This is a genomic window from Arcticibacterium sp. (assembly GCF_055134445.1).
The window spans coordinates 33,804-57,026 of the sequence record NZ_JBSRVI010000150.1; the positions used below are offsets into that span (position 1 = coordinate 33,804).

21 protein-coding genes are annotated in these 23,223 nt (G+C 37.3%); 15 read left to right on the top strand and 6 right to left on the bottom strand.

Annotation, left to right across the window (positions count from 1 at the left end; all coding sequences use genetic code 11):
- Window positions 1-89 precede the first annotated feature (89 nt).
- The 3 genes from ACTBZY_RS19500 to ACTBZY_RS19510 all read right to left on the bottom strand — a co-directional run bounded on the left by ACTBZY_RS19500 (window position 90) and on the right by ACTBZY_RS19510 (window position 3,362).
- The gene (locus ACTBZY_RS19500) at window positions 90-1,361 is read right to left on the bottom strand and encodes a mandelate racemase/muconate lactonizing enzyme family protein (protein WP_463048044.1); all 1,272 of its coding nucleotides are present in this window, start codon (window positions 1,359-1,361) and stop codon (window positions 90-92) included.
- A gap of 91 nt (window positions 1,362-1,452) precedes the next feature.
- Window positions 1,453-2,409 carry an RraA family protein gene (locus ACTBZY_RS19505; protein WP_463048045.1) on the bottom strand — a complete coding sequence of 319 codons (957 nt, stop codon included), beginning with the start codon at window positions 2,407-2,409 and terminating at the stop codon, window positions 1,453-1,455.
- A gap of 485 nt (window positions 2,410-2,894) precedes the next feature.
- A complete protein-coding gene (locus tag ACTBZY_RS19510) occupies window positions 2,895-3,362 on the bottom strand; it encodes a TspO/MBR family protein (protein ID WP_463048046.1) in 468 nt (155 codons plus the stop codon).
- Between the two features lie 154 nt (window positions 3,363-3,516).
- Here ACTBZY_RS19510 and ACTBZY_RS19515 point away from each other — a divergent pair, with 154 nt between their 5' ends.
- The 5 genes from ACTBZY_RS19515 (at window position 3,517) to ACTBZY_RS19535 (ending at window position 8,898) form a co-directional block, all read left to right on the top strand.
- Window positions 3,517-4,311 (top strand): UDP-2,3-diacylglucosamine diphosphatase, encoded by a 795-nt coding sequence (locus ACTBZY_RS19515; RefSeq protein ID WP_463048047.1) that lies wholly within the window; start codon window positions 3,517-3,519, stop codon window positions 4,309-4,311.
- 191 nt (window positions 4,312-4,502) lie between these two features.
- On the top strand, window positions 4,503-5,414 hold the full coding sequence (locus tag ACTBZY_RS19520; protein WP_463048048.1) for an OmpA/MotB family protein: 912 nt from the start codon (window positions 4,503-4,505) through the stop codon (window positions 5,412-5,414).
- Window positions 5,415-5,798: 384 nt separating this feature from the next.
- Complete coding sequence (locus ACTBZY_RS19525) at window positions 5,799-6,491, top strand: response regulator transcription factor (protein WP_463048049.1); 693 nt, start codon at window positions 5,799-5,801, stop codon at window positions 6,489-6,491.
- Window positions 6,488-7,855, top strand: coding sequence for a sensor histidine kinase (locus tag ACTBZY_RS19530; RefSeq protein ID WP_463048050.1), 1,368 nt, complete (start codon window positions 6,488-6,490; stop codon window positions 7,853-7,855). The genes ACTBZY_RS19525 and ACTBZY_RS19530 overlap by 4 nt, the downstream gene beginning before the upstream one ends.
- Before the next feature lie 134 nt (window positions 7,856-7,989).
- The gene (locus ACTBZY_RS19535; RefSeq protein WP_463048051.1) at window positions 7,990-8,898 is read left to right on the top strand and encodes an OmpA/MotB family protein; all 909 of its coding nucleotides are present in this window, start codon (window positions 7,990-7,992) and stop codon (window positions 8,896-8,898) included.
- Window positions 8,899-9,404: 506 nt separating this feature from the next.
- Here ACTBZY_RS19535 and ACTBZY_RS19540 read toward each other — a convergent pair.
- Both ACTBZY_RS19540 and ACTBZY_RS19545 read right to left on the bottom strand, forming a co-directional pair.
- Window positions 9,405-10,040 (bottom strand): DedA family protein, encoded by a 636-nt coding sequence (locus ACTBZY_RS19540; protein WP_463048052.1) that lies wholly within the window; start codon window positions 10,038-10,040, stop codon window positions 9,405-9,407.
- A gap of 86 nt (window positions 10,041-10,126) precedes the next feature.
- Window positions 10,127-12,004: an ABC-F family ATP-binding cassette domain-containing protein gene (locus tag ACTBZY_RS19545; protein WP_463048053.1), complete on the bottom strand. Its 1,878-nt coding sequence runs from the start codon at window positions 12,002-12,004 to the stop codon at window positions 10,127-10,129.
- Window positions 12,005-12,196: 192 nt separating this feature from the next.
- Here ACTBZY_RS19545 and ACTBZY_RS19550 point away from each other — a divergent pair, with 192 nt between their 5' ends.
- From ACTBZY_RS19550 to ACTBZY_RS19575, 6 genes are all read left to right on the top strand, one after another.
- Window positions 12,197-13,297: a Fic family protein gene (locus ACTBZY_RS19550; protein WP_463048054.1), complete on the top strand. Its 1,101-nt coding sequence runs from the start codon at window positions 12,197-12,199 to the stop codon at window positions 13,295-13,297.
- A gap of 260 nt (window positions 13,298-13,557) precedes the next feature.
- On the top strand, window positions 13,558-13,995 hold the full coding sequence (locus tag ACTBZY_RS19555; RefSeq protein ID WP_463048064.1) for a toll/interleukin-1 receptor domain-containing protein: 438 nt from the start codon (window positions 13,558-13,560) through the stop codon (window positions 13,993-13,995).
- A 339-nt stretch (window positions 13,996-14,334) separates the two neighbouring features.
- Complete coding sequence (locus ACTBZY_RS19560) at window positions 14,335-14,457, top strand: hypothetical protein (protein ID WP_463048055.1); 123 nt, start codon at window positions 14,335-14,337, stop codon at window positions 14,455-14,457.
- 2 nt (window positions 14,458-14,459) lie between these two features.
- On the top strand, window positions 14,460-14,831 hold the full coding sequence (locus ACTBZY_RS19565) for a hypothetical protein (protein WP_463048056.1): 372 nt from the start codon (window positions 14,460-14,462) through the stop codon (window positions 14,829-14,831).
- 90 nt (window positions 14,832-14,921) lie between these two features.
- Window positions 14,922-15,971, top strand: coding sequence for a DUF2452 domain-containing protein (locus tag ACTBZY_RS19570; protein WP_463048057.1), 1,050 nt, complete (start codon window positions 14,922-14,924; stop codon window positions 15,969-15,971).
- A gap of 220 nt (window positions 15,972-16,191) precedes the next feature.
- Window positions 16,192-16,599: an OmpA family protein gene (locus tag ACTBZY_RS19575; RefSeq protein ID WP_463048058.1), complete on the top strand. Its 408-nt coding sequence runs from the start codon at window positions 16,192-16,194 to the stop codon at window positions 16,597-16,599.
- Window positions 16,600-16,645: 46 nt separating this feature from the next.
- Here ACTBZY_RS19575 and ACTBZY_RS19580 read toward each other — a convergent pair whose 3' ends face one another.
- Complete coding sequence (locus ACTBZY_RS19580) at window positions 16,646-17,143, bottom strand: hypothetical protein (RefSeq protein WP_463048059.1); 498 nt, start codon at window positions 17,141-17,143, stop codon at window positions 16,646-16,648.
- A gap of 415 nt (window positions 17,144-17,558) precedes the next feature.
- Here ACTBZY_RS19580 and ACTBZY_RS19585 point away from each other — a divergent pair, with 415 nt between their 5' ends.
- The 4 genes from ACTBZY_RS19585 to ACTBZY_RS19600 form a co-directional block, all read left to right on the top strand.
- Window positions 17,559-18,230: a DUF2461 domain-containing protein gene (locus ACTBZY_RS19585; protein WP_463048060.1), complete on the top strand. Its 672-nt coding sequence runs from the start codon at window positions 17,559-17,561 to the stop codon at window positions 18,228-18,230.
- A 208-nt stretch (window positions 18,231-18,438) separates the two neighbouring features.
- Window positions 18,439-19,551: an efflux RND transporter periplasmic adaptor subunit gene (locus tag ACTBZY_RS19590; RefSeq protein ID WP_463048061.1), complete on the top strand. Its 1,113-nt coding sequence runs from the start codon at window positions 18,439-18,441 to the stop codon at window positions 19,549-19,551.
- Window positions 19,552-19,557: 6 nt separating this feature from the next.
- The gene (locus tag ACTBZY_RS19595; RefSeq protein ID WP_463048062.1) at window positions 19,558-22,746 is read left to right on the top strand and encodes an efflux RND transporter permease subunit; all 3,189 of its coding nucleotides are present in this window, start codon (window positions 19,558-19,560) and stop codon (window positions 22,744-22,746) included.
- On the top strand, window positions 22,739-23,223 hold a 485-nt coding region (locus ACTBZY_RS19600), incomplete at its 3' end, for a TolC family protein (protein WP_463048063.1). The genes ACTBZY_RS19595 and ACTBZY_RS19600, both read left to right, overlap by 8 nt.

Sequence of the window (23,223 nt, forward strand, 5' to 3'; positions counted from 1 at the left end):
TTTAATAAGTTTAGGTTAAAAAATTAGGTCTTTATATTAACAGTAACTTCTTTACAGAAGTTCGACCTATTTCTATACCAAGACGTTTCTTATTCAAAAAATGGGACACCTTCTGGTGCATATTTTCTCATTGCCTCCTGATTTATCTCCACGCCTATACCAGGAACATCCCTAACTTTTATGAAGCCATTCTCTACAGCTTCACCTTCAAAACTTACTATTTCTTTATACATAGGGTCTTTATGGAAATAGATTTGCCATTCCATAATCATAAAATTCGGTACAGAGGCACAAACATGTGCAGAGGCCATAGCACCTAAATAAGATGCCACCATATGAGGTGCAAATGGTACATAATAAAGATTGGCCAAGTTGGCTATTCTTTGGGCCTCGCCCAGACCACCACATTTTTGTAAATCTGGCATAATGATGTCTACCGCACCGCTCTCTAATAATGGACGGAAGCCATGAGCCAAATAATGATTTTCTCCGGCACAAATAGGGGTAGAGGTAGAAGACGTTATTTTTTTGTAGGCATCGGCGTTTTCAGCAGCTATAGGTTCTTCTAACCACATTAGGTTTAACGGCTCTAGCATTTTAGCTACACGCTCTCCGGTGATAGCGTCATATTTTCCATGCATATCTGCACAGATGTCTATATTTGGGCCTACTGCAGCACGTGTGGCAGCCATTTGGTCATACATCCGTTGAAGTTCTGCAGGACTAGCCGTCCAATTAAACTTGTCGTATTTATTTGGGTCGTTGGCCTGGTCTAAGTCAAATTTTACGGCTGTAAAACCCATATCTACAGCTTCTCTAGCAGCTTCTGCAAAATCTTCTGGTTTCGGTAATCGGTTTTGATACAGTGCGGTGTCCATGTAAACGCGTACCGAATCTCTAAATTTACCTCCTAAAAGTTGATAAACGGGTAGGCCTAAAGCCTTGCCTGCCAAATCCCAAAGGGCGGTTTCTACGGCCGTCAATACGGCAACATACATTCCAGACTGTGCCCCTTCAAAAAAGCCAGATTTTCTGATTGTCTCAAAAAGCTTATGCACATTTAATGGGTTTTGACCTTTAATTCTCTGGCCCATTATTTTTACTAAATGATAGGTTCCTGGTGTGGCGTCTACACCTTCACCATGACCTACTATATCTTGATTACTGTAAATCTTCACAAATAAGCTGTGCCCGCCTCTAATATAGCCACATTTGATATCCGTAATTTTCAAATCCGACGGCATGGAACTTTTTGGGGTGCGGTCAATGGCTGTTTCATATTCTCTTGCGAAGTTTAAAAGGGGGGCGGCCGTAAGTGCTGATGTGAGTGCGGCTTTGTTTAGAAATGATCTACGTTTCATTTAATGATGATTTAGGGTTGTCCTACTGGTAGGTAATTAAGTATATTTTAAAGAAAGAAATAAGCTAGAAAATGTGATGGTCATGCTCAGTTTACCAAGTTCTTTTGCTAAGTATTTCTTGAATTTGTGCTCTAGAAACAGGTAGGGCGTCGATATGCTCATTTAGCCATCCTGAGAAGTCTTTCTCTATGACGTCAGACCATCTCATGTCTATTTCACCTGGTGTATATTTTTGTTCTCTTAAACGCTGATGGCCAAACATGTCTCTTAAGCGAACCACTTCAGACACTTTAACCACCTCTTCAGCCAAGTGAGGCGGAATAAATACCACACCGCCATCTCTTCCTAAAACCACATCGCCGGGCATACAGGTGGCGGCTCCAATTCTTGTTGGATGATTTATGGCCACTAAAGTGGTATTAAGATCTTTTTCAGCGTTATTGAGATGGTGAGAAGGGTGATAGCTTCGGAAGAAAGAGGTAAAACCTCCAATGTCTTTCAAGCCCCCAATGTCTCTTATGGCCCCATCATATACGATGCCGTTTCCGCTTTTGGTAAAAATGGAGTTGCCGAGGTTGTCGCCAATGGTAGGGCCATCTTTATAAGAACCGAATTGGTCTGCCACGTAGACATCGCGTTTTTGTAAAAGGTCAATGGGCCAAGAGTTTTGGGACTGCACACGACCGTCTTTGTTATGGCCTTTATCATCTATGGCTTTTTGAATGTCTGGTCTGCCTGGCATGAAAGTGGCTGTTAAAGCTCTTCCTACCATCACAGAGTCAGGGTTTATGAGTTGCCAATTACCTTCAAACTGCTGTTTATAGTTATGATTTCGCAAAACTGCCCATGCTTCTTCTAGGGTTACCAACTTCATACGGTTCAAGATGTCATCAGAAACTTTGGGTCTACCATCGTTAAATCTTTCGCCTTTCCATTCTCTGGTGAGGAGCAGTAGGTAGTCTTTTGAGATTTGCTGGGAGTACCCAATTTTTGGGCAGAGCATAAGTGCTCCAAGGCATAATAATGCCAAATAGTTTAATTTTTTCATATAGGGTTCTTTGAATCTTTGACAATTTAAACAATTCATTAAGACTCGGACCGCTTTGAGCCAGGAAAGATATGGTCAAATAGACAATAATAACTTTTTTAGTAGACCCAAGCCCCTTTTTTGAGTTTTAGTGATTCTGCAGTCAGCTCTTCTTTTTACTTTAAAAAACTTCCTCATCAATCAGAGCAGACTTAAAAAGGTAAGGCTTAAGAAGGGGTGCATGCATTTCAAAAGACACGGAAATTTCTTGGTGAATATCTGTTTATACGTTTCTTTGTTAAGATAGATGGATTCGTCTAAAAACAAATTGCAAATGCAAAATTAAGGTTAAAGTCGTCACGGGTTTTCTTTCAAGTGCGGCAATATATCTAAATAACAAAGTGCTTAAAACGCAGAAAATTTGTGTTCTTCTTTAGACACAGAATCCAGTATTTTCAGACATCAAGCAAAGAACTATATTCTGTTACATGATGCCTGATTACTAATCAGTTTAGCCACCAAATGGCTGCATTAAGACAACTGGCGAAAGACACCCAGAGTAGATAAGGTATTTGAATATTTCCGGCGGTTCTATTCACTTTTCTAAAGAATACTATCATCATTAAAATAGCCATCCAAAGAATAGAAATTTCAAGGAGTGCAAAGCCTGGGTTTTCGAAGAAGAAAAACAAGAAACTCCAGATAAAGTTAAGAGCCAATTGTATGCCAAAAATAGTCAGAGCATTGGTTCTTTCTAGGCTTTTAGGACTTTGCCAGATCAGGTACAATCCAACACCCATGATGGCATATAAGGTGGTCCAAACTGGTGCGAATATCCAATTGGGAGGGTTGAAGAAAGGTTTATTAAGGGTGCTGTACCAAGACGTTATTCCCGTAACCGTGGCAAATCCAGAAATGCCTCCTATTGCTAAAGGGATGGCTAAACAAAGAATAAATGATAGTATCTTTTTCATGTTGAAATTGCAATGGCATGAAGCTTAAAAGCGATGTATTTAATGCTAAATTAAATACGAGAATCGGCATAAATGGTATTCATCGTGAGATTAAAAAAATGTGGATTTCATTTTGCTCCTAATGATTCAAAATTTGGGCTAACTTTGCAGCCGCATGAAAAAAGATATTCCTCACATAGACCTACAAGTTGGCAAAAAGCTCTATTTCGCCTCAGATTTTCATTTGGGAGCTCCAAACCATGAAGAAAGTTTGGTACGTGAAAAGAGAATAGTTTCTTGGCTTGAAAGTATCAGAACCGATGCCCAAATAATTTTCTTGGTAGGGGATCTATTCGACTTTTGGTTTGAATACAAGCGTGTGGTTCCTAAGGGGTATATTCGTTTTTTTGGTAAACTAGCCGAACTGGCAGACGAAGGAATAACCATTAAAATATTCACTGGAAATCATGACCTCTGGATGGCAGACTATTTTCAGAAGGAGATAGGAGCATCCGTTTGTTTTGAGCCTCAATCTTTTTCATGTGTTCATCATACTTTTTATGTAGGCCATGGAGACGGACTAGGCCCTGGCGATAAGGCCTATAAATTCCTTAAGGCTTCGCTTTTCAATAACCCCGTTTGTACTTTCCTATTTGGTAGGTTTATGCATCCTAATTTGGGAATGTCATTGGGTAATCTTTGGTCGTTAAATTCTTGGAAGAAAAACAGAAGTGAGGATGTAGTTTTTGAAGAAATTGACATTAACGGAGAGTTTCTTTTTCATTACATTTTGGAAATGGAGAAAAAAGGAAACCATCATGATTTCTATATTTTTGGTCATCGACATATTGCTCTGGAACACCCCGTTTCAGAAACCACTAAATATATAAACCTTGGAGATTGGATTAGGTTTAATACGTATGGTGTTTATGATGGCACTTCTATGTCTTTGCAGACCTATCAAATCTAATGATTTTCCTGTTGAGTATTTTCTACACTTCCCAGTTGACGTATTCGTGTTAATATTGTATCTTGTCTATTAAGTTGTTGACAGTAAGTTTGATATAGATTGTTGGAATTAGCTATACCAGTACCGGAACGAATATTTAGGTTTACGACTTTATAAATCAATATTTTAGAGAAACCTTAACACAAATAAGTATGAATAATTTTAAATGGATTGTAGTATCTATGCTACTCATAGGGGCTTTTACATCGTGCGTTAGTAAAAAGAAATATGTGGATAGTCAAACAAAATGGCAGTCCGCATCAGACAATTTAATGAAATGTAATGATGATTTGATTTCGGCAAATCAAGATATATTAAAACTAAAAGGTGATTTATCTTCTGCTCACATGGAAATGTCAAATACTGCTAAGTTTAGAGAAGAGCAGCTTAAAGATTTAAGAGGCCAAATTACCGATTTACAAAAAAATAGAGACCAGCAGGTAACGCAAGTGGAGGGTCTTACAGTACTTTCAAAAGCGGCGAGTGATAACGTCGATAAAACACTTACTCAGCTGGGTCAAAAGGATAAATATATTAACTTATTGCACGCAGCTAGAAACAAAGTGGACTCTATAAATTTGGCTTTAGCTGTTAACCTAAAAAGTAGTTTAGGAATGGACCTTAACGATACCGACGTGGATATTAAGGTAGATAAAACGGTGGTCATGATTAACCTTTCTGACGCCATGATGTACAGTACAGGTAGTTATAAATTAACACCAAGAGCTAAAGAAGTTTTAGGGAAAATATCTAAAATTATAAAGTCTAGACCTGAGTTAGAAGTGATGGTAGAAGGTTATACAGATAATCAGCCTATATCTGGAGCAATAGAAGATAATTGGGAGTTAAGTGTGAAAAGATCGACTGCTGTAATTAGAGTTTTACAAGGAATGTATGGTGTGAATCCTGACAGATTAATAGCTGCTGGTAGAGGAGAATATAATACACTGGTACCTAATAACACAGCAGAAAACATGGCCAAAAACAGAAGAACAAGAATAATTTTGATGCCAAAATTGGATCAGTTTTATGATTTATTGAACCCTGACTTGGCGGGTAAATAAACTTATTTAACCGTAAAAACCGCCTTGTGAGTAATCATAAGGCGGTTTTTTTATGCTCAGGTGTCGGGAGGGTATGAATGCCTAAATTTTATACGTCATTTAACCCGCTTTATGCATTAGGCAATCTCCAGATTTTATCGGGACCGGAGCTAAATTGCTTTAAATCAGTACGTAAACCCATTTAAACTCAATCACCATAGCAGTGCTATGCTAATTTCCCTTAATTGTCTGATTTATTGTATTTTAAAACTCATTACGATTCCCCAAGGCATAATACGGGTTTAAATAATATTTTAAACTCAAAAATATTGTTGAGATTTGCTCCGCAATATTGACTCTGGTTTAGAGTTAGTAATGATGCTTAAACCAACAATTACCTAAAACATGATGCAAATCAATACACTCTTACTGGAGGATGATAAAACGCTTGTAAAGGAAGTAAAAAGCTTTTTGAACTCCAGAGATATTAAGTGTGATGTGGTTTTTGATGGAGAGACACTCTTCAGGCAAATTCGCCAAAGTTCGTATGATGTTCTTTTGTTAGACATCAATGTGCCATTATTGAATGGCTTGGAGGTTTGCCAAAGGCTTCGCAAAGAGGGAATAACCACACCCGTAATTATGCTGACTGCTTATGGGGATATTCAGGATAAAAAGGATGCTTTTAATTTTGGGGCAGATGATTATCTGGTCAAGCCTTTCCATTTTGAAGAGTTATTGCTTCGCATCAATTCTATTCTTAGAAGAGGAAACACTGAAAAAATTCACGCAGAAGTGCTCTCTGTGGGCGATTTGGAAATAAACCAAACCGACATGGTGGTGAAAAGGGCTAACACGGTTATTGAACTGACAAAGAAAGAATATCAGCTATTGGTGTTTTTGACCAAGGCAAAAGGTAGGGTGGTCTCTAAACAAACCATTGCAGAACAAATTTGGGATATTCATTTTGAAACCAGCCTTAACACCATTGAGGTTTATATTAACTTTCTCAGGAATAAAATTGACAAGGGTTTTGGTCAAAAACTTATACATACCAAACCAGGTTTTGGGTATTACCTTACGGCAGAAGAGTCATGACATTAAGAAGAAGAATATCCGTAGGTGTGTCTTCTGTTTTTTCGGCATTTTTGGCTTTGGCATGTATTTTAATTTATAGCACATCGGCTCAGTATCGCAAAACAGAATTTGTTAATAGACTACAAAATAAGGCTATAACAACGGCGAAATTACTTTTGGAAGTCAAAGAAGTGGATAAGCAGCTCTTAAAACGCATTGATCAAAATACCATTTATAAGCTATTTGACGAAAAGACCATTGTTTTTGACGACAGTTCTAACCTCATCTATAGTAGCCTTGATGATGCAGAAATTCATTGGAACCAAAATGACTTAGAGCTTTTAAAAGAGAAAGGCTTTTTTTACAGAAATGAGAAAGAGAAGGAAGTGGTGGGTATGTATTACGATTTTGAGCAGCGAGATTACTTTGTGATTACTTCTGCTAGCGATAAATATGGCCGAAGGAAATTGTCTTATCTGCTTTATATTCTGCTTTTTACATTTTTTGTAGGGAGCGTTTTAGTTTGGATATCTACACTTTTTCTTATTAAAAAATTACTGCTGCCGCTGGAGAATTTCAAATCTCAGATTGTGGATATCTCTGCCAATAAACTAAACCATCGTATCACAGGAAACAATAGAAATGACGAAATAGAAACACTGGCAAATTCATTTAATAGCATGATAGAACGGATAGATGGGGCTTTTGAGTCGCAGAAGGAGTTTACGGCCAATGCTTCACATGAACTTAAAACACCGTTGACCAGAATAGCTTTTCAGTTGGAAGGTATGATGCAGAATTATACACATCCTCCAGAGGTTTTGGAATATTTGAAGAATATAAAAAACGACGTACATCAAATGTCAGATTTGATCAATACGCTGCTTTTACTATCTCGTCTTGAAAAACAAGAAAAGGGTAAAGATTTCGAAAAAGTACGTGTGGATGAATTGATTTTTGCAGCTTACGAAGAAATGAAAAAGCTGGATCCAGAGTATGATATGAAATTTGAGATAGTAGAATCCCTTGGCGGTGAGTATCAAATGGAAATTATGGGCATAAAGCCCTTGCTGCAGATAGCGGTCAGTAACCTCATTAAAAATGCTTTTCTATACGCTTCCGACAACGCCATTCAGGTCAAAATCATTTCGGAGCCTAAAACTGGAATTCAAGTTTTGATAGAAAACGACGGTCAAACCATTTCAGAATTTGAACAAACACGACTTTTTAGTTCCTTCATGAGGGGCAGCAATGCCACCAAAATAAACGGTTATGGTTTAGGCCTTAGAATTACTAAGCGTATTCTTCAGTTTCATTCGGCAGAATTGTCTTATGAAGCACCCTCGGCTTTTCTGAATCGTTTTAGAATTGGCTTTAAAAATTAAGTTTCTTTTAAGCCTCACTTAAGTTTTAATAAAGAATTTGCTGATTATTTTGTTTCGTCAAATAGAACGCAGAATTATTAGAATCTGACCTCTATTTTGATTTTCAAAAACAATTAAAATCAAAAAAAACGAGAATGAAAAGCTTAAAATGGATAATGGTTTCGCTCTTATTTGCCGGAACTTTTGTTTCATGCGTTAGTAAAAAGAAATTTACAACGATGCAGTCCAAATACAAGACGGCGGATGCAAGTTTGATGAAATGCAGCGACGAGCTGTTGGTCGCCAAGCAAGACAATCAAAAACTAAGAAGTGATTTGGATGCCAGCAACATGTCTTCTTCCAATACTTCAAAACTTAGAGAGGACCAATTAAAGGATTTAAGAAGTCAGATAGCCGACTTACAAAAAAACAGAGACCAGCAAGTTATGCAGGTAGAAGGTCTTACGGTGCTTTCAAAAACAGCTAGCGATAACGTAGACAAGACGCTCACTCAGATGAGCCAAAAAGACAAATACATTAATTTACTACAGTCGGCTAGAACTAAAGTAGATTCTATCAATTTGGCACTGGCGGTTAACCTAAAGAGTAGTTTAGGAATGGACCTTAACGATAAGGATGTAGACATTAAAGTGGACAAAACAGTGGTTATGATTAACCTTTCTGATGCCATGATGTACAGTTCTGGAAGTTATAAACTTACGCCAAGAGCCAAGGAGGTTTTAGGTAAAATAGCTAAGATTATTAAATCTAGACCAGAGCTAGAAGTAATGGTAGAAGGTTATACTGATAATAAACCTATTTCTGGAGCTATAGAAGACAACTGGGAGCTTAGTGTAAAAAGGTCTACTTCTGTCATAAGAGTTTTACAAGATACCTATGGTATAAACCCTGATAGGTTAATTGCCGCTGGAAGAGGAGAGTTTAACACTTTGGTGCCTAATAATTCTTCTGAAAACATGGCTAAAAACAGAAGAACCAGAATAATTTTGATGCCTAAATTAGATCAGTTTTATGATTTATTAAATCCTGATTTGGCTAAGTAGTTTGTTTTAAGGTGCTTTCACGAATGTAGATCACTTCTCGAGCTTTTGCTTGGGGAGTGATTTTTTTTAGTGGTTTTCTATCTCATTTTTGGCTGCGAATATCCTTTTATCGCGGTAACCCGTTCTATGCATTAGGCAATCTCCCGATTTTATCGGGACCGTAGCTAAATTGCTTCCCATCGGCAAGCTCAGGGTAACACAAATCAGTACGTAAACCCATTTAAAATCAATCACTTAGATCAAAGTAAACGCTATGCTGATTTCCTTTAATTGTCTGGTTTATTACTTTAAAACTCATAAAGGTTCCCCAACGCATGATCCGGGTTAAAAGCTGTAATGCCCAAGAAAAGAATAATAATGTAATGGATGTAGTCTATTATCCATGGGAAATGAACTCTTAAATAATGACCTCTTTCAACCAATACGACCACCCGTATGGCTGCATCCAAAATATGATAAGCCCAATGTAAACTACTTCTCGGGCTTTTGCTTGGGGAGTAATTTCTTTAGAGTTCTTCTATCTCATTTTTGGCAGAGAAATATCCTTTTATCACGGTAAAAGATGTAACAGCCAAGAAAATAATGATAATGTAATGGACGTAGTCTATAATCCATGGAAAATGAACTCCAAAATAATGACCGCCGCCAACCAATACCACCACCCATATGGCTGCTCCCAAAATATTATAAGCCCAAAACGGTATGGTTCTCATCTTAACCAAGCCCGCCATAATAGGAGCAAAGGTTCTAACAATAGGTAAAAAGCGGGCTATAATAAGGGTTCTGCTGCCGTATTTCTCAAAATACTTTTTCGTTTTTTTGATATGCTTTTTCTTAAAGAAAAGGTTTTCTTTTTTAGCCTCTAGGGCTTCGCCAAAGTAATAGCCGGAGATGTACCCCGTAAAGGAACCCAACACGGCAGCTAAAAAAACGCATAATATTAATAAGAAAATATTAACCTTAAGAATGGCTAATCCGCAGAATACACCAGAAAGGAAAAGCAGGTAGTCGCCAGGCAGAAAGAATCCAAAAAATAAGCCATTTTCAATGTACACAATCAGCACTATCGCTATCAAACCACCCGTCTGAATGATTTCTTCAGAGTTAGTTAAATATTGAAAGAATTCTGTAATTTGTTCCATTGTGCTCTGCTTAGGGCGTAAAAATAAAGCTTATAGGGTTAAATGAAAATGCTTTCTGTCATAATAAGATTTTTTTAGGAATGCTCTTAACCTTCTATTTCCGACAGTTCTAGCCATCTTAACTCTTTTTCCTCCAAATTAGTTTTTATTTCCGCTAATTCTTGTCCTAAAGCAGTTAGTTTTTCAAAATCACTTTCACCACCATTCATTAATTCAATAACCGTTTCTTTTCTTTTTTCTAGCTGTCTCATCGCCTTTTCTAGATCTTCAAACTCTTTTTTTTCTTTGAAGCTCATTTTCCTTTTGTCAGCAGCTATTACTTTCGGAGGTTCTACGTACTCTTCTTTAGGTTTTTCTTTTTTTTCAACAAGAGCAGCTTTTTCTTCTTCGTCTTTCCAAAGCCTATATTCTGTATAGTTTCCAGGGAAGTCTTTGATGTAACCTTCGCCTTCAAAGGCAAATACATGGTCAATAATCTTATCCATAAAGTATCTATCGTGAGATACCACTAATAGGCAACCGCCAAAGCTCTCTAAGAATTCTTCTAAAACATTTAAAGTGTCAATGTCCAAGTCGTTAGTAGGCTCATCCAAAATCAAGAAGTTGGGGCTTTGAACCAATACTTTCATCAGTTGCAAACGTCTTTTCTCTCCTCCAGAAAGTTTATAGATGGGGTTGTACTGTACTTTTGGCGGAAACAAAAACATCGTCAAAAAGGCTGATATAGACAACTCTCTGCCATCACCTAACTTCACAAACTCCGCATATTCTCTAATGGCGTCTATTACTTTTTGGTCCTCACTGAAATCCAATCCCCCCTGTGAATAATAACCTATTTTTATAGTTTCACCTTTTACCACAGAGCCGCTGTCTGGTTTGGTAATGCCCATGATAATATCCAGCATGGTGGTTTTCCCCATACCATTTTTACCTACAATGCCAATCTTATCTCCACGTTTAAAGGTGTAGCTAAAATGGTCTATAAAGGTAGTGTCGTTATAGGCTTTGGTGATGTCCTGAATCTCCAATATTTTCTTACCCATTCTTTCGGTACGGACATTCAGCTCTACTTTATCATCTTTCTTAAATCCTGCCGCCGTCTTCTCTTTCAAATCATGAAAAGCATCTATTCTATATTGTGCTTTGGTGGTTCTAGCCTTAGGCTGTCTACGCATCCATTCCAGCTCCTTCTTAAGCAGTTGTTGGTTTTTCTCGTGTACCACGGCATCATTGGCTTCACGAGCGGCTTTCTTCTCCAAGAAATACGCATAATTACCGGTGAATTTATGAATCTGGTTATTAGCCAACTCCATAATACGGTTAGAAACTTTATCTAAGAAATATCTATCGTGAGTAACGAGAAATAAGGTGGTGTTAGAAGTAGAAAGGAAACCCTCTAACCACTCAATGGTTTGTAAGTCAAGGTGGTTGGTAGGCTCATCCAGAATTAAGAAATCAGGATTATCTATCAAAACTTTGGCTAAAGCCACACGTTTTTTCTGTCCACCAGAAAGTTGAGAAATCAACTTGGTGAAATCATGAATACCTAGTTTCCCTAAAATCTGCTTTACTTTAGCTTCGTAATCCCAGGCTTGAAGAGCATCTAATGTTTCTATGGCAGAAGACATCAAATCAATGTCGTTGGTTTCCATAGAAATCTCATAATTTCTAATGGCCGTTGTAATCTCATTTTCAGCATTAAAAATGGTTTCCATGACCGTAAGTTCATCTATAAGTTCTGGCTCCTGCGGTAAGTAACCCACACGGATGTCGTTTCTTAAAGAAATTTCACCACCGTCTGTCTCGGTAATTCCAGCCACCATATTTAGTAATGTCGTCTTTCCAGAGCCATTAGAGCCAATTAAAGCTACTTTTTCTCCTTGAAGTATGCCAAAGGTCAAACCTTTAAAAAGCCAATGTTCACCTAGGTCTCTGCCTATATTTTCTGCCGATAAATAATTCATGCCGCAAATTTAGTTGAGCTATTAGTATAAGTAGCCTGTTAGGTGGTATTTAATATGATCGGCGTGAAATTGTGAAGGAGGCGTAGGTTCTGAAAATGCGGAGAATGTCCCGTTTATTCACCGTATATTTTGCGGTGAATAGGATTGTATTGCGGCGAATAATGTATATATTCGCCGCATATAATGCGGTGAATGAAAGTTTATATCTATCAAAAAGAGGCTTGGCCTAAGTTTACGTGGGACAGCGAAGAGTTATTTTCGTTGGTAGCGGAAGTACGCCATTCTCAAGGGAAACTTGTGGGTAAGATGGAGTCATTGGGTTTTGATTTAAGAAACGAAGCTACTTTGGAGACTTTGACTATGGATGTGCTGAAGTCAACCGAAATAGAAGGAGAAATTCTAAATAGAGAGCAGGTTCGCTCTTCTGTAGCACGTAGGTTGGGGCTTGATATTTCAGGTTTAATACCCTCAGATAGAGATGTGGAGGGTATAGTAGAGATGATGCTAGACGCTACCTTAAATTATGATTTGACATTAAATAAAGAACGTTTGTTTGATTGGCAAGCTTCGCTTTTTCCTACCGGAAGAAGTGGCTTGTACAAAATTAAGGTAGGAGGGTGGAGAGACGATTCTACAGGACCCATGCAGGTAGTTTCTGGAGCCTTGGGAAAAGAGAAGGTGCATTATCAAGCCCCCGATGCTACTGTGATAGAATCAGAGATGAAACTTTTTTTAGATTGGTTAAGTACAAACCATAATGAAGATAGCGTCATAAAAGCGGGTATTGCTCATTTATGGTTTTTAACTATTCACCCCTTTGAAGATGGAAATGGAAGAATAGCCAGAGCAATAACCGATATGTTATTGGCTAAATCTGACGGTATGCCACAGCGTTTTTATAGCATGTCTTCTCAAATCAATAAAGAACGAAAGGGCTATTATGAGGTTTTGGAGAGAACTCAAAAAGGAACAATGGATATCACAAAATGGCTAGCGTGGTTTTTAAATTGTTTAAAGGAGGCATTAAGCTCTTCGGAGATTGTGCTAGAGAAAGTTATTCAGAAACATGAGTTTTGGAATAAGAACGCTTCAAGGCTCCAGAACGACAGACAAAAGCTCCTACTGAATAAGCTTTTAGATGGTTTTGAAGGCAAATTAAACTCTTCAAAATGGGCTAAAATAGCAAAATGCTCATCTGATACGGCCTTGAGAGATATACAAGATTTAATAAATAAAGATATCTTAAAGAAAAGTGAAAGTGGCGGCCGAAGTACTAGTTATGAGCTGGTTTAAATGAAATTATTAGGCTTTCCAAATATTAGACACCTAATAAATAGCTATTCTTTACATATTTTTTTAGCCTAATTTTCGAAGGATAAAGGTTGGTCTGTAACTTTCGTTTGCTAAAGCAAATCCTTGTTGGTTATTATTAGCTATTTAATGTCATCAGAGTAGCTGGTTTAATAGGGCTAATATGTTAATTTGAATTCAAATTCACTTCCGAGCTAAGAATTAAAAGCAAAAAAAACAAAATATGAAACATCGCTTTTTTTATCAGCCATTTTAACCAGGATAAAGAAATTGCTGACATTTTTTCAAGTACTTTAAACCGAATTACACTTAAGCAAATAGTTCCTTGGTATTCTTCGGACAATAAGGGTAATAATGGCCTTATCCCTGGCGATATTTGGTTTAATAAAATATTAAAGCAAATTACCGAAAGTCAAGCTGTTATAGCCCTTTTGACTCCCAATAGTATTAATAGACCATGGGTTTATTTCGAAAGCGGCATGGGACAAGCCTTAGAAAAGTGTGAAGTTATTCCAGTATGCTTTAAAATTAAAAGACAAGAGATTTCTCCTCCTTTGAATCTATATCAGTGCTATGAAATAGACGATTTAAATTCTTCAATGGAGTTTTTTTCGAAATTGTTAAACTTGTTTTCAATTGAATTAGATTCTAAAATGTGCAACCAATTATTCTTGAAATGATAGATAAGCTCGATAAAATTGATTTTAATCTTTCAAAGAATTAAAAAAAAAAGGAGATTTACGGAGCAAAAACGACAGTTGAGGAGTTAATTGAGAAGAACATAGTCTCAGGTAGATTAAAAAATATATTATATGATAATTTTGATGTGGAAGAGGTTTTTATAGAAGATTTAAAACCTAGACACTTCGAAAAACTAAGGAATTGTGGACCTAAATCTGTGGAGGAATTTCAAATAATTAGAGGGTATTAAATCCTTACGTTTCAGAGTAGGCTAAGCTCCAGAGGAAACCTAGTTATATTTTTCCAAAGAGAGGTTATTAATAAACTGGAAGTTAAGAATGGAAAACTTATCAAGTTTGAATATTGGTCACACTGCTAATTACGCAGGGCAGAAAGTATTTTCAAACCTTGCTAAATTACAAAAAAAACAAGCAATCTTTGCGGAAATTTATTTGAATTAGATATGGAGCAAGCGGAGTTTTTAAAGAAACATGTATTTGTAGGTTTAGAAAATCTGAACGACGGATTTGACGATAGTGCCATTCACTATTTTTCTCAATCTGATTTTGAAAAGGTACTGGAGCAAGTTGAATATTTTGGAATTGGTGTTTATCAAATTTCTCCAAGACTTAATGGCGAAGCATACGATACGGCCATGCATGAGACTTTTAAAAAGAAAGCGACCGATGCAAAATGGTATAAAAAAGCATTTTCAACTTTTACGCATCGTCAGGAGGGTTTAGCCTATTCTGCCTCATACAAGGTTTCTGGTAAACTTTTGGCAAGATACGGTGCTCCTAAAAAAGAGGATATAGATTCTGAAATGGAGGATTAAACCATTTACTTTAACATAACTTTGTTATATAAAATACGGTAGTATTTGTCTGCCACATAGTTACTTTTGTTCAACAAAAGTAATTTCTTTATGCTCATCACGCCCGCTGATATCTCTTCTTGGGAAAATAAATACAAACTAAAGTTTATCAATTCTCTTTCTGGTTATAAGGGTGTTCATTTAATAGGAACGCGTTCGTCAGACGGAATAAGCAATTTAGGTCTCTTTAGTTCCATTGTTCATATTGGGTCTAATCCTCCTCAGTTGGGTTTTATAATGAGACCGCTAACGGTTGAAAGAGATACCTATCATAATATCAAAGAAACGGGTGTCTTCACTATAAACCATGTTCATAAATCCTTTCTAAAGCAGGCTCACTACACATCTGCAAATTTTGAAAGCGATCAATCGGAATTTAAGGCATGTAACCTGAAAGAGGAGTATCTTGCTGAATTTCCTGCTCCATTTGTTCAGGAGAGTACCATAAAATTGGGATTAAAGTTGCTGGAAGATATAGCCATCAAATCTAACGGGACACACTTAATTATTGGGGAGGTTCAGGTCATCAGTATAGAACAGGCATACCTAGAGGCGGATGGCCAATTGGATTTAGAAAAAGCTCATGACATTTGTGTAACGGGGTTAAATCAATATTCTTCGGTTGGCAAGTTTATAAACTACCCTTACGCCAGAGTGGAAGAGGTTCCGAATTTTTATACCAAAGAACGTCCAGACAATGTTTCTTTTGATAAGACCAGTCAAACATATAATTCCAGTCTTTTACCCTATGGAACCAATATTGGTGCACCCAGTATTCAGACCACCCAATTGTCCAGCTGGAAAAACAGCAGTATCAGCAGTTTTAACCATACGTTTAACAGTAAGATTGAAAGCATAAAAAACAACTATCAAAAGCTGATAGATGAGTATAAGGTAAACGAGTTGCTCTATAATGCCACAATGGGTTCCGAACCTATCATAGGAAAGGTGTATCATTTATATGCTAAAGCCAACGAAGACGAACAGTTTTTGTCGCTTATACCACCAGGAAGTTGGCGTAAAAAGTATTTGGGATCGTTTAAGCTAAATAGTGATAAGGTTTGGGAAGAGGTAGAGTTCAATGAAAATGAAACGGAATAATTCGACCGAACATTAGAGAAATAGGTAAGCGGAAGGCAAAATAACGGAACAAGCATTTAAAAATGCTAGGCTTTGACCTATTCTCCTAAAGTATTAAATGATAAATCGCTAAAAGCCATTTCTTAAGAGATGTCAAAAGCTGTCTAATTTGTTTTATAGTTTGGTATGATTGCTTTTCTAAACGTCTTGTATTAAATTAGTTAATCTAATTTATGGGTTTATGAAAAAACTAGTCATACTATTTTTATTCTCTTTTCCTTTTCAATCTATAGCCCAAGAGCCAAAAGAGATAATGCGAAGTATCTATTTCGGAGGAGGAAGCTTCTTAATAGACAAGGATCAAAAACTAAGTTTAAAAGAGCTTATTCAAAGTATTCCGAACCTAGAATTCTATGAGATAAAAATAACCAGTCATACAGACAACATTGGAGGGAGAGAATTTAATGAATACCTGAGCCGAATGCGTAGTGCATCGGTTATTGAAACACTTGTCAATCTCAGGGTGCCACAAGAAATCATTAAGTTCAAAGACTTCGCTTTTGATGCTCCTGTATTTGATAATAATACAAACGAAGGCAGGATGCGAAACAGGCGAGTAGATATTCTGTTTATTCCCATTCCGTTATGAGGTGATCAACATTTATGGCTTATTGAAAAGTGACCATTTTTTCATGTTAGCCTATTCCTATCTTTGTTTCTAAACATTCTTCTAAGAAATGATGGATTCTAAAGGTTTGTTCTACACCAAGTTTCTGACCTGTTTGAGAGGCCATATAAAGCCCAAGAATAAAAAGAAACAAAATTGGTAATGCCCAGAGAATTTGACTCTCTTGATTTAGGCTTAATTTAACTAAACCAGCCATTGCGGTAAATAAAAATGCAATTCCAAGACTGGAGTAGCCGAATGTGAAAATTGCCCAGATGGTTGGTTTTGGACCATATTTGCCTCTAAGAATGGTTCCGTCATCTGAGTTTTCTAATGTGACATTCAAATGAGGCGACCAAAAATGCTGTTCCTTATTGACGATTTCCAAATGAAAGTGGTGGCTAAAAACACCACCTTTTACGCCCTGAGAGTTATCTTTCAGTTTAGAAGAAATCTTAATCTTTAAATCTTCTTCACGGAGTGCGATGGTTTGTTTAAAACGTGGTCTGCTTCGTATGCTGGTCATTATTATTAGGCTTAAGTTACCGTCAAGTTAGATTTTAGTTTTATATAATAATATGATCTTTGACAGATATAGCCTTTTAAGTGATACATGTTTATAACAGCAGGAATAGTAGTTACGCTCAAGTCAATTCAAATGAACCGTTAAATCGGCTCATATTTTTAGGTATGAGGCTAGCTTATCATATACAACAATAAACTTTAGATTCATCATGTGGTTTTATTTGGGGAAGAAAGAGGTTGTTATATTTTGGAGTTAAGTATTTAAAATGGGCGAAGGTGTTTAAAACAGACCTCACAGTTTTGCTCCAACTTCAGCGAGAAGGTAATTCCCTCTTGCTTGCAATTATTATTTCTTACATTTATTCGAGAGTCAAATCGTAATTATCGGATGAATTTTTAACCTTCAAGTTTTTATCATGACAGCCATTTCAAAAGACACTTTTCAGTTTTTAAAAGAACTAAAAGCCAATAATAACAAAGAATGGTTTACGAATCATAAAGCCAGATACGAGGTAGCAAAAGCGAACTTTGAAGCTTTTATGGATGATTTAATCAAAGGGATCTCCAAGTTTGACCCAAGCATAGCTCATCATACCGGAAAGAGTTGTGTCTTTAGAATTTACAGAGATGTCCGTTTTTCAAAGGACAAATCGCCCTATAAAACCCATATGGGAGCTCATATTACTTCTGCCTTAAAGAAATCGGATATTCACTCACGTTCTGGTTACTACATACATATTGGTGAAGGTGAATGCATGTTGGCAGGTGGAGCATATCTGCCACAGGGAGAGTGGATAAAAGGTATTAGACAAGAGATAGATTATAGTGGAGCTTCGCTTGTAGCTGTCCTAGATTCTCCAAAATTTAAAGAAATCTTTGGGACTTTAATTGGTGAAAGCCTCAAAAGACCACCCAAGGGTTTTGGCGAAGACCATAAATACATTGATTTATTAAAAAAGAAGAGCTTTTTGGCTCAACATGATGTAAAAGATGCTGAAGTGACCGAAGATAGTTTCTTGCCCCACGCCATAGAAGTTTTTGAAACATTGAAACCTTTGGGCGACTTCCTGAACAGTGCTGTTTCGTAGTACTTAGTCTTCTCTAAGTGTTTTTTGGTATATCTGAACCATCGATTAAACCTCGAAGGTTATCTAGAATATAGGGCGATTAATCAATAAGTTCGCTTTTTTTAACTTAAAAATAAGACCTTTGATAATATAGAGACAACTGTCTGAATCATCCGAGATGCATTTAGGTCGGCAGTTGCTTAAATTTTATCATCACTCAAAAAACTAAATGAGACTAATTGTTAGTATTATTTTAGGCTTGGTTTTACTCATCGGAGCCTACTTTCTTTCTCAGGAAATAGCAGACAGTAAACAAGCCCCTAGAGGCAAAAATCAAAAAACCACCAACACCGTTTATGCAGACGTAGTTGCCAATAAAGACACCCCTGTTTTTATTGAAACCAACGGTACCATTAGAGCTCAAGAGAGAATTGAACTTTTCTCGGAGGTTGGGGGTGTTTTTAAACCTTCCAAAACAGCTTTCAAGCCAGGCCAGCGATATGCCAAAGGTGAGCTATTATTAGAAATGGATTCTCAGGAGTTTTATTCTAGTTTGGTGGCTCAAAGAAGTGTGCTTTATAATAACATTGTTTCTATAATGCCTGATTTGAAATTTGACTTACCAGAGTCTTTTCAGCACTGGCAGTCTTATCTAGATCAGTTTGATATCCAGAAAACGGTCAAGAAATTGCCAGAAGCAGTAAATGAGAAGGAGAAATACTTTATCAATGCCAAGCAGATTGTATCTACTTATTATTCCATTAAAAATTTGGAGGAGAGACTAACCAAGTATAAGATATATGCTCCTTTCGGTGGTATACTTACTGAAGCTCTGGTAGATCCCGGAACGCTGATAAGAACGGGTCAGAAATTGGGTTCATTTATTAATCCTTCTGTTTTTGAGCTGGAGGCTAACATCAATGCCGAAAACCTTAAATTCTTAAAGGTTGGCAAGCGGGTAGATGTGAAAGATCTAAACGGAGAGCACACTTGGATGGGATTTGTGAAAAGAATTAATGGGGTTATAGATCCTACCACTCAAACGGTTCAAGCTTACATTCAGATAAGCGGAAGTAACCTTACAGAAGGAATGTTTCTAGAGGCTTCTGTTATGGCCAATACAGAAAGTAATGTATTGGAGATTGACCGCTCCTTATTATCTGGAGATAATACCGTTTTTATTATAGAAAACGACTCCATTTTAAGTACTCAACCTGTTCAGGTGGTACATCTTTCAGATAAAAAAGTATTGGTAAGAGGCTTAATGGATGGCTCTATACTGCTAAGTAAATCATTACCAGGTGCTTATGATGGCATGATTGTTAAAGTTTCAAAAGATTAAGTTTAGATGAGAAAAGTAATAGCGTATTTTATCAAATACCCTGTAGCAGTCAATGTAATTATAGCCGCTTTTGTCATTTTCGGGATAATTGGTATTAAAAGTCTTAAGTCTTCTTATTTCCCATTAGTAGAGTCAAGGATTATAACCATTTCCGCTATTTACCCTGGGGCTTCTCCTCAAGAAATAGAAGAAGGGGTCGTGCTCAAGATTGAAGATAACCTTAAAGGCTTGGTGGGTATTGACAGGGTGACCTCTGTGTCTAGAGAGAGTTCGGGTTCTGTAGTGGTGGAAATAGAAAAGGGTAGAGATATTAATATCATTCTAGCGGAGGTTAAAAACGCCGTGGATAGGGTACCGTCATTTCCCAGTGGGATGGAACCACTGGTGGTGGAGAAAACGGAGAATATAAGAGAAACCATAAATTTTGCGGTTACAGGTCAAAACCTGCCTTTAAAAACTTTAAAAACCATCGCCAGGGGTATTGAAAACGACCTTAGAGCCATTGATGGTATTTCACAAGTAGAGCTTACAGGATATCCAGACGAGGAAATTGAAATTGCTTTAAGAGAAAAGGATATGTTAGCTTATGGCATCACCTTTCAGGAAGTGGCTCAGGCGGTTTCAAGGGAAAACATCTTAGTGACTGGGGGTAACATCAAAACATCACAAGAAGAATATTTGATTAGAGCAAATGGTAGAACTTATAATGCCAATGACCTCGACAAGTTAATTGTTAGGAGTAATCCTAACGGTAAAGTGATTCGCCTTAGAGAGATAGCAGATGTAAGTGATAGGTTTTCCGAAACGCCAAATTCTAGTTATTATAATGGTAGCCTTGCGGTGAATATTGCCATTAGTAATACCAATGACGAGGACTTGGTCACTTCAGCAGATAATATTAAAGATTACATAGCAACTTTCAATGCCAATAATGAAAATGTGCAGCTTGCTGTTTTAAGCGATGCTTCCATTACATTGAACCAAAGAACGGAGCTTTTGGCAGAAAATGCCGCGATTGGAATGTTACTGGTACTGGTGTTTTTGTCTTTATTTTTAAATACCAGATTGGCATTTTGGGTAGCTGCGGGTTTACCCATTTCCTTCTTAGGGATGTTTATTTTCGCTTCGTTTTTTAATGTGACCATTAATGTGCTTTCCCTTTTTGGGATGATCATCGTTATCGGTATTTTGGTGGATGATGGTATAGTGATAGCTGAGAATATCTATAACCATTATGAAAAGGGCAAGAGTAAGATAGATGCGGCCATTGATGGTACGCTGGAAGTGATACCGCCTATTGTGTCTGCCATTATTACCACCTTATTGGCATTCGGAACCTTCTTGTTTTTAGACAGTAGGATAGGAGAGTTTTTCGGCGAAGTTTCTATCATCGTTATTCTTACGCTTACGGTTTCCCTATTTGAAGCACTTATTATTTTGCCAGCTCACTTGGCACATTCTAAGGCATTGGAACCACAAGTGGAAAGCAAGACTAAAAGTGGATTAGGTTTGGTTTTCTCCAAACTACGTTACATCAATAAGTTCGGAGAAGCGTTTATTAACTTTTTGAGAAATAAAGTGTACATGCCTGTATTGAGGTTTGGCTTGGCATATAAATTCTTAATGGTGGCTGTTTTTATTGGTCTTTTGATTTTGACATTTGGAGCTATAAATGGAGGTATTATTAGAACTACTTTCTTCCCTAATGTTGCGTCAGATAGAATTAGCATTACGCTAAAAATGGAGGAAGGAACCAATGTGGCTATCACAGATTCTATTTTATCTATGATAGAAGAGAAAGCTTGGGAGGTGGGTAAAGAATACACAGATGCTCAAGGAACGGGAGATGAGGTTTTTCAAAATATTATTAAAAAGATAGGTGCTGGCTCTGCCAATGGAGGTTTAACCATCAATTTACTTCCGGGAGAGAAACGATTGTCTTCTTCTATAGAAATAGCCAATGACATCAGAGATAGGGTAGGACCGGTGTATGGTACCGAACTGTTGACTTTTGGCTCTGGTGGAAATTTTGGAGGAAGCCCTGTTTCAGTTTCTTTATTAGGAAGCAATATTAATGAGCTCAAAAGTGCCAAGGAAGAGCTGAAGGCCACCATGTCCAATAACCCTACCTTGAAAGATATTTCTGACAATGACCCTAAAGGTATTAAAGAGATAAAAATCAAGTTAAAGCAAAGTGCTTTTCCCTTAGGTTTAAATACACAAGACGTGATGTCGCAGGTCAGGAGTGCATTTTTTGGCTTTCAAGCTCAACGTTTTCAGCGTGGACAAGATGAAATCAAAGTTTGGGTGAGGTATGATTTAGAAAACCGTTCTAGCATCAACAGTCTGGATAAAATGAAAATTTTAACACCAGATGGGCAGAGAGTGGCTTTTAAGGAAATAGCAGATTATAGCATAGAAAGGGGAGAAATAGCAATTAACCACTTGGATGGCAGAAGAGAAATTCAGGTTTCTGCAGATTTAAGAGATAGCAAAGCCTCTGCCACAGATGCTCTTCAAGATTTAAAGGATAATGTAGTACCGGAGCTTCTGGCTAAATACCCTACCGTTACGGCACTGTATGAAGGACAAAATAGAGAATCTGACAAACTAGCGAATTCGGCGGCACTTGTGATTCCTATTGTTCTTTTCTTAATGTATGCTACTATAGCCTTTACTTTTAGGTCTTATGGCCAGCCTTTCTTATTGTTAATTATGATTCCACTAGCCTTAATAGGCATTGCTTGGGGTCACTGGCTGCATGATTTCCCTATCAATATACTTTCCGCTTTGGGTATCATTGCCCTCATCGGAATTATGGTGAATGACGGCCTGGTGCTGATAGGGAAGTTTAATAGTTTCTTGAAAGAGGGTTTGCCCTTTGATGAAGCTCTGGTTGAGGCAGGCTCTTCCAGGTTTAGAGCTATTTTCTTAACATCGCTTACTACCATAGCAGGTTTGGCTCCACTTATTCTAGAAACCAGTAGACAAGCCCAATTTTTAATTCCAATGGCCATTAGTATCGCTTACGGTATAGGCATTGCCACTGTGCTTACCTTATTATTTTTACCGATTTTATTATCTACCAGTAACAGTTTGAAGGTAGGTTTTAAATGGCTTCTTACAGGCAGAGACATCACCAAAGAGGAAGTAGAAAGAGCGGTAATTGAACAAAAAAATGAAATTCATGCGTAGTAAAGGATTTATCATATTAGTAACTTTTTTCAATTGTTTTAACGCCCACTCTCAGCTTTTACTAACGAAGGAAAAAGCAGTGGAGATGGCTCTCGAGAAAAATTTTAACATCAAAATTGCAAATAATAACATCAGTGTCGCTGAAGGTAGTGCCTCCAGAGATAATCTGGGTTTTAAACCTACCGTAACTGCTACAGCCGGGGCTAATTTTAATCTGGACAACACCAATACTGTTTTTCAGGATGGGAGAGAAGCCCAACTTAATTTTGCAGCGTCTAATAGTGCCAACACCGGTGTGGGAATTAATTATGTGTTGTTTGATGGTTTTAATAGACAGTATAATCTAGAAAGGAATTTACAGAGTCTTACTGCTACGCAACTGAATGCCAGGGTGGCTCTGGAGAGCGTGCTTTTACAGCTTTTTAATGCCTACTATGAAATAGCTAGAATAGAGCTGGATTATGAAAACTTACAAGA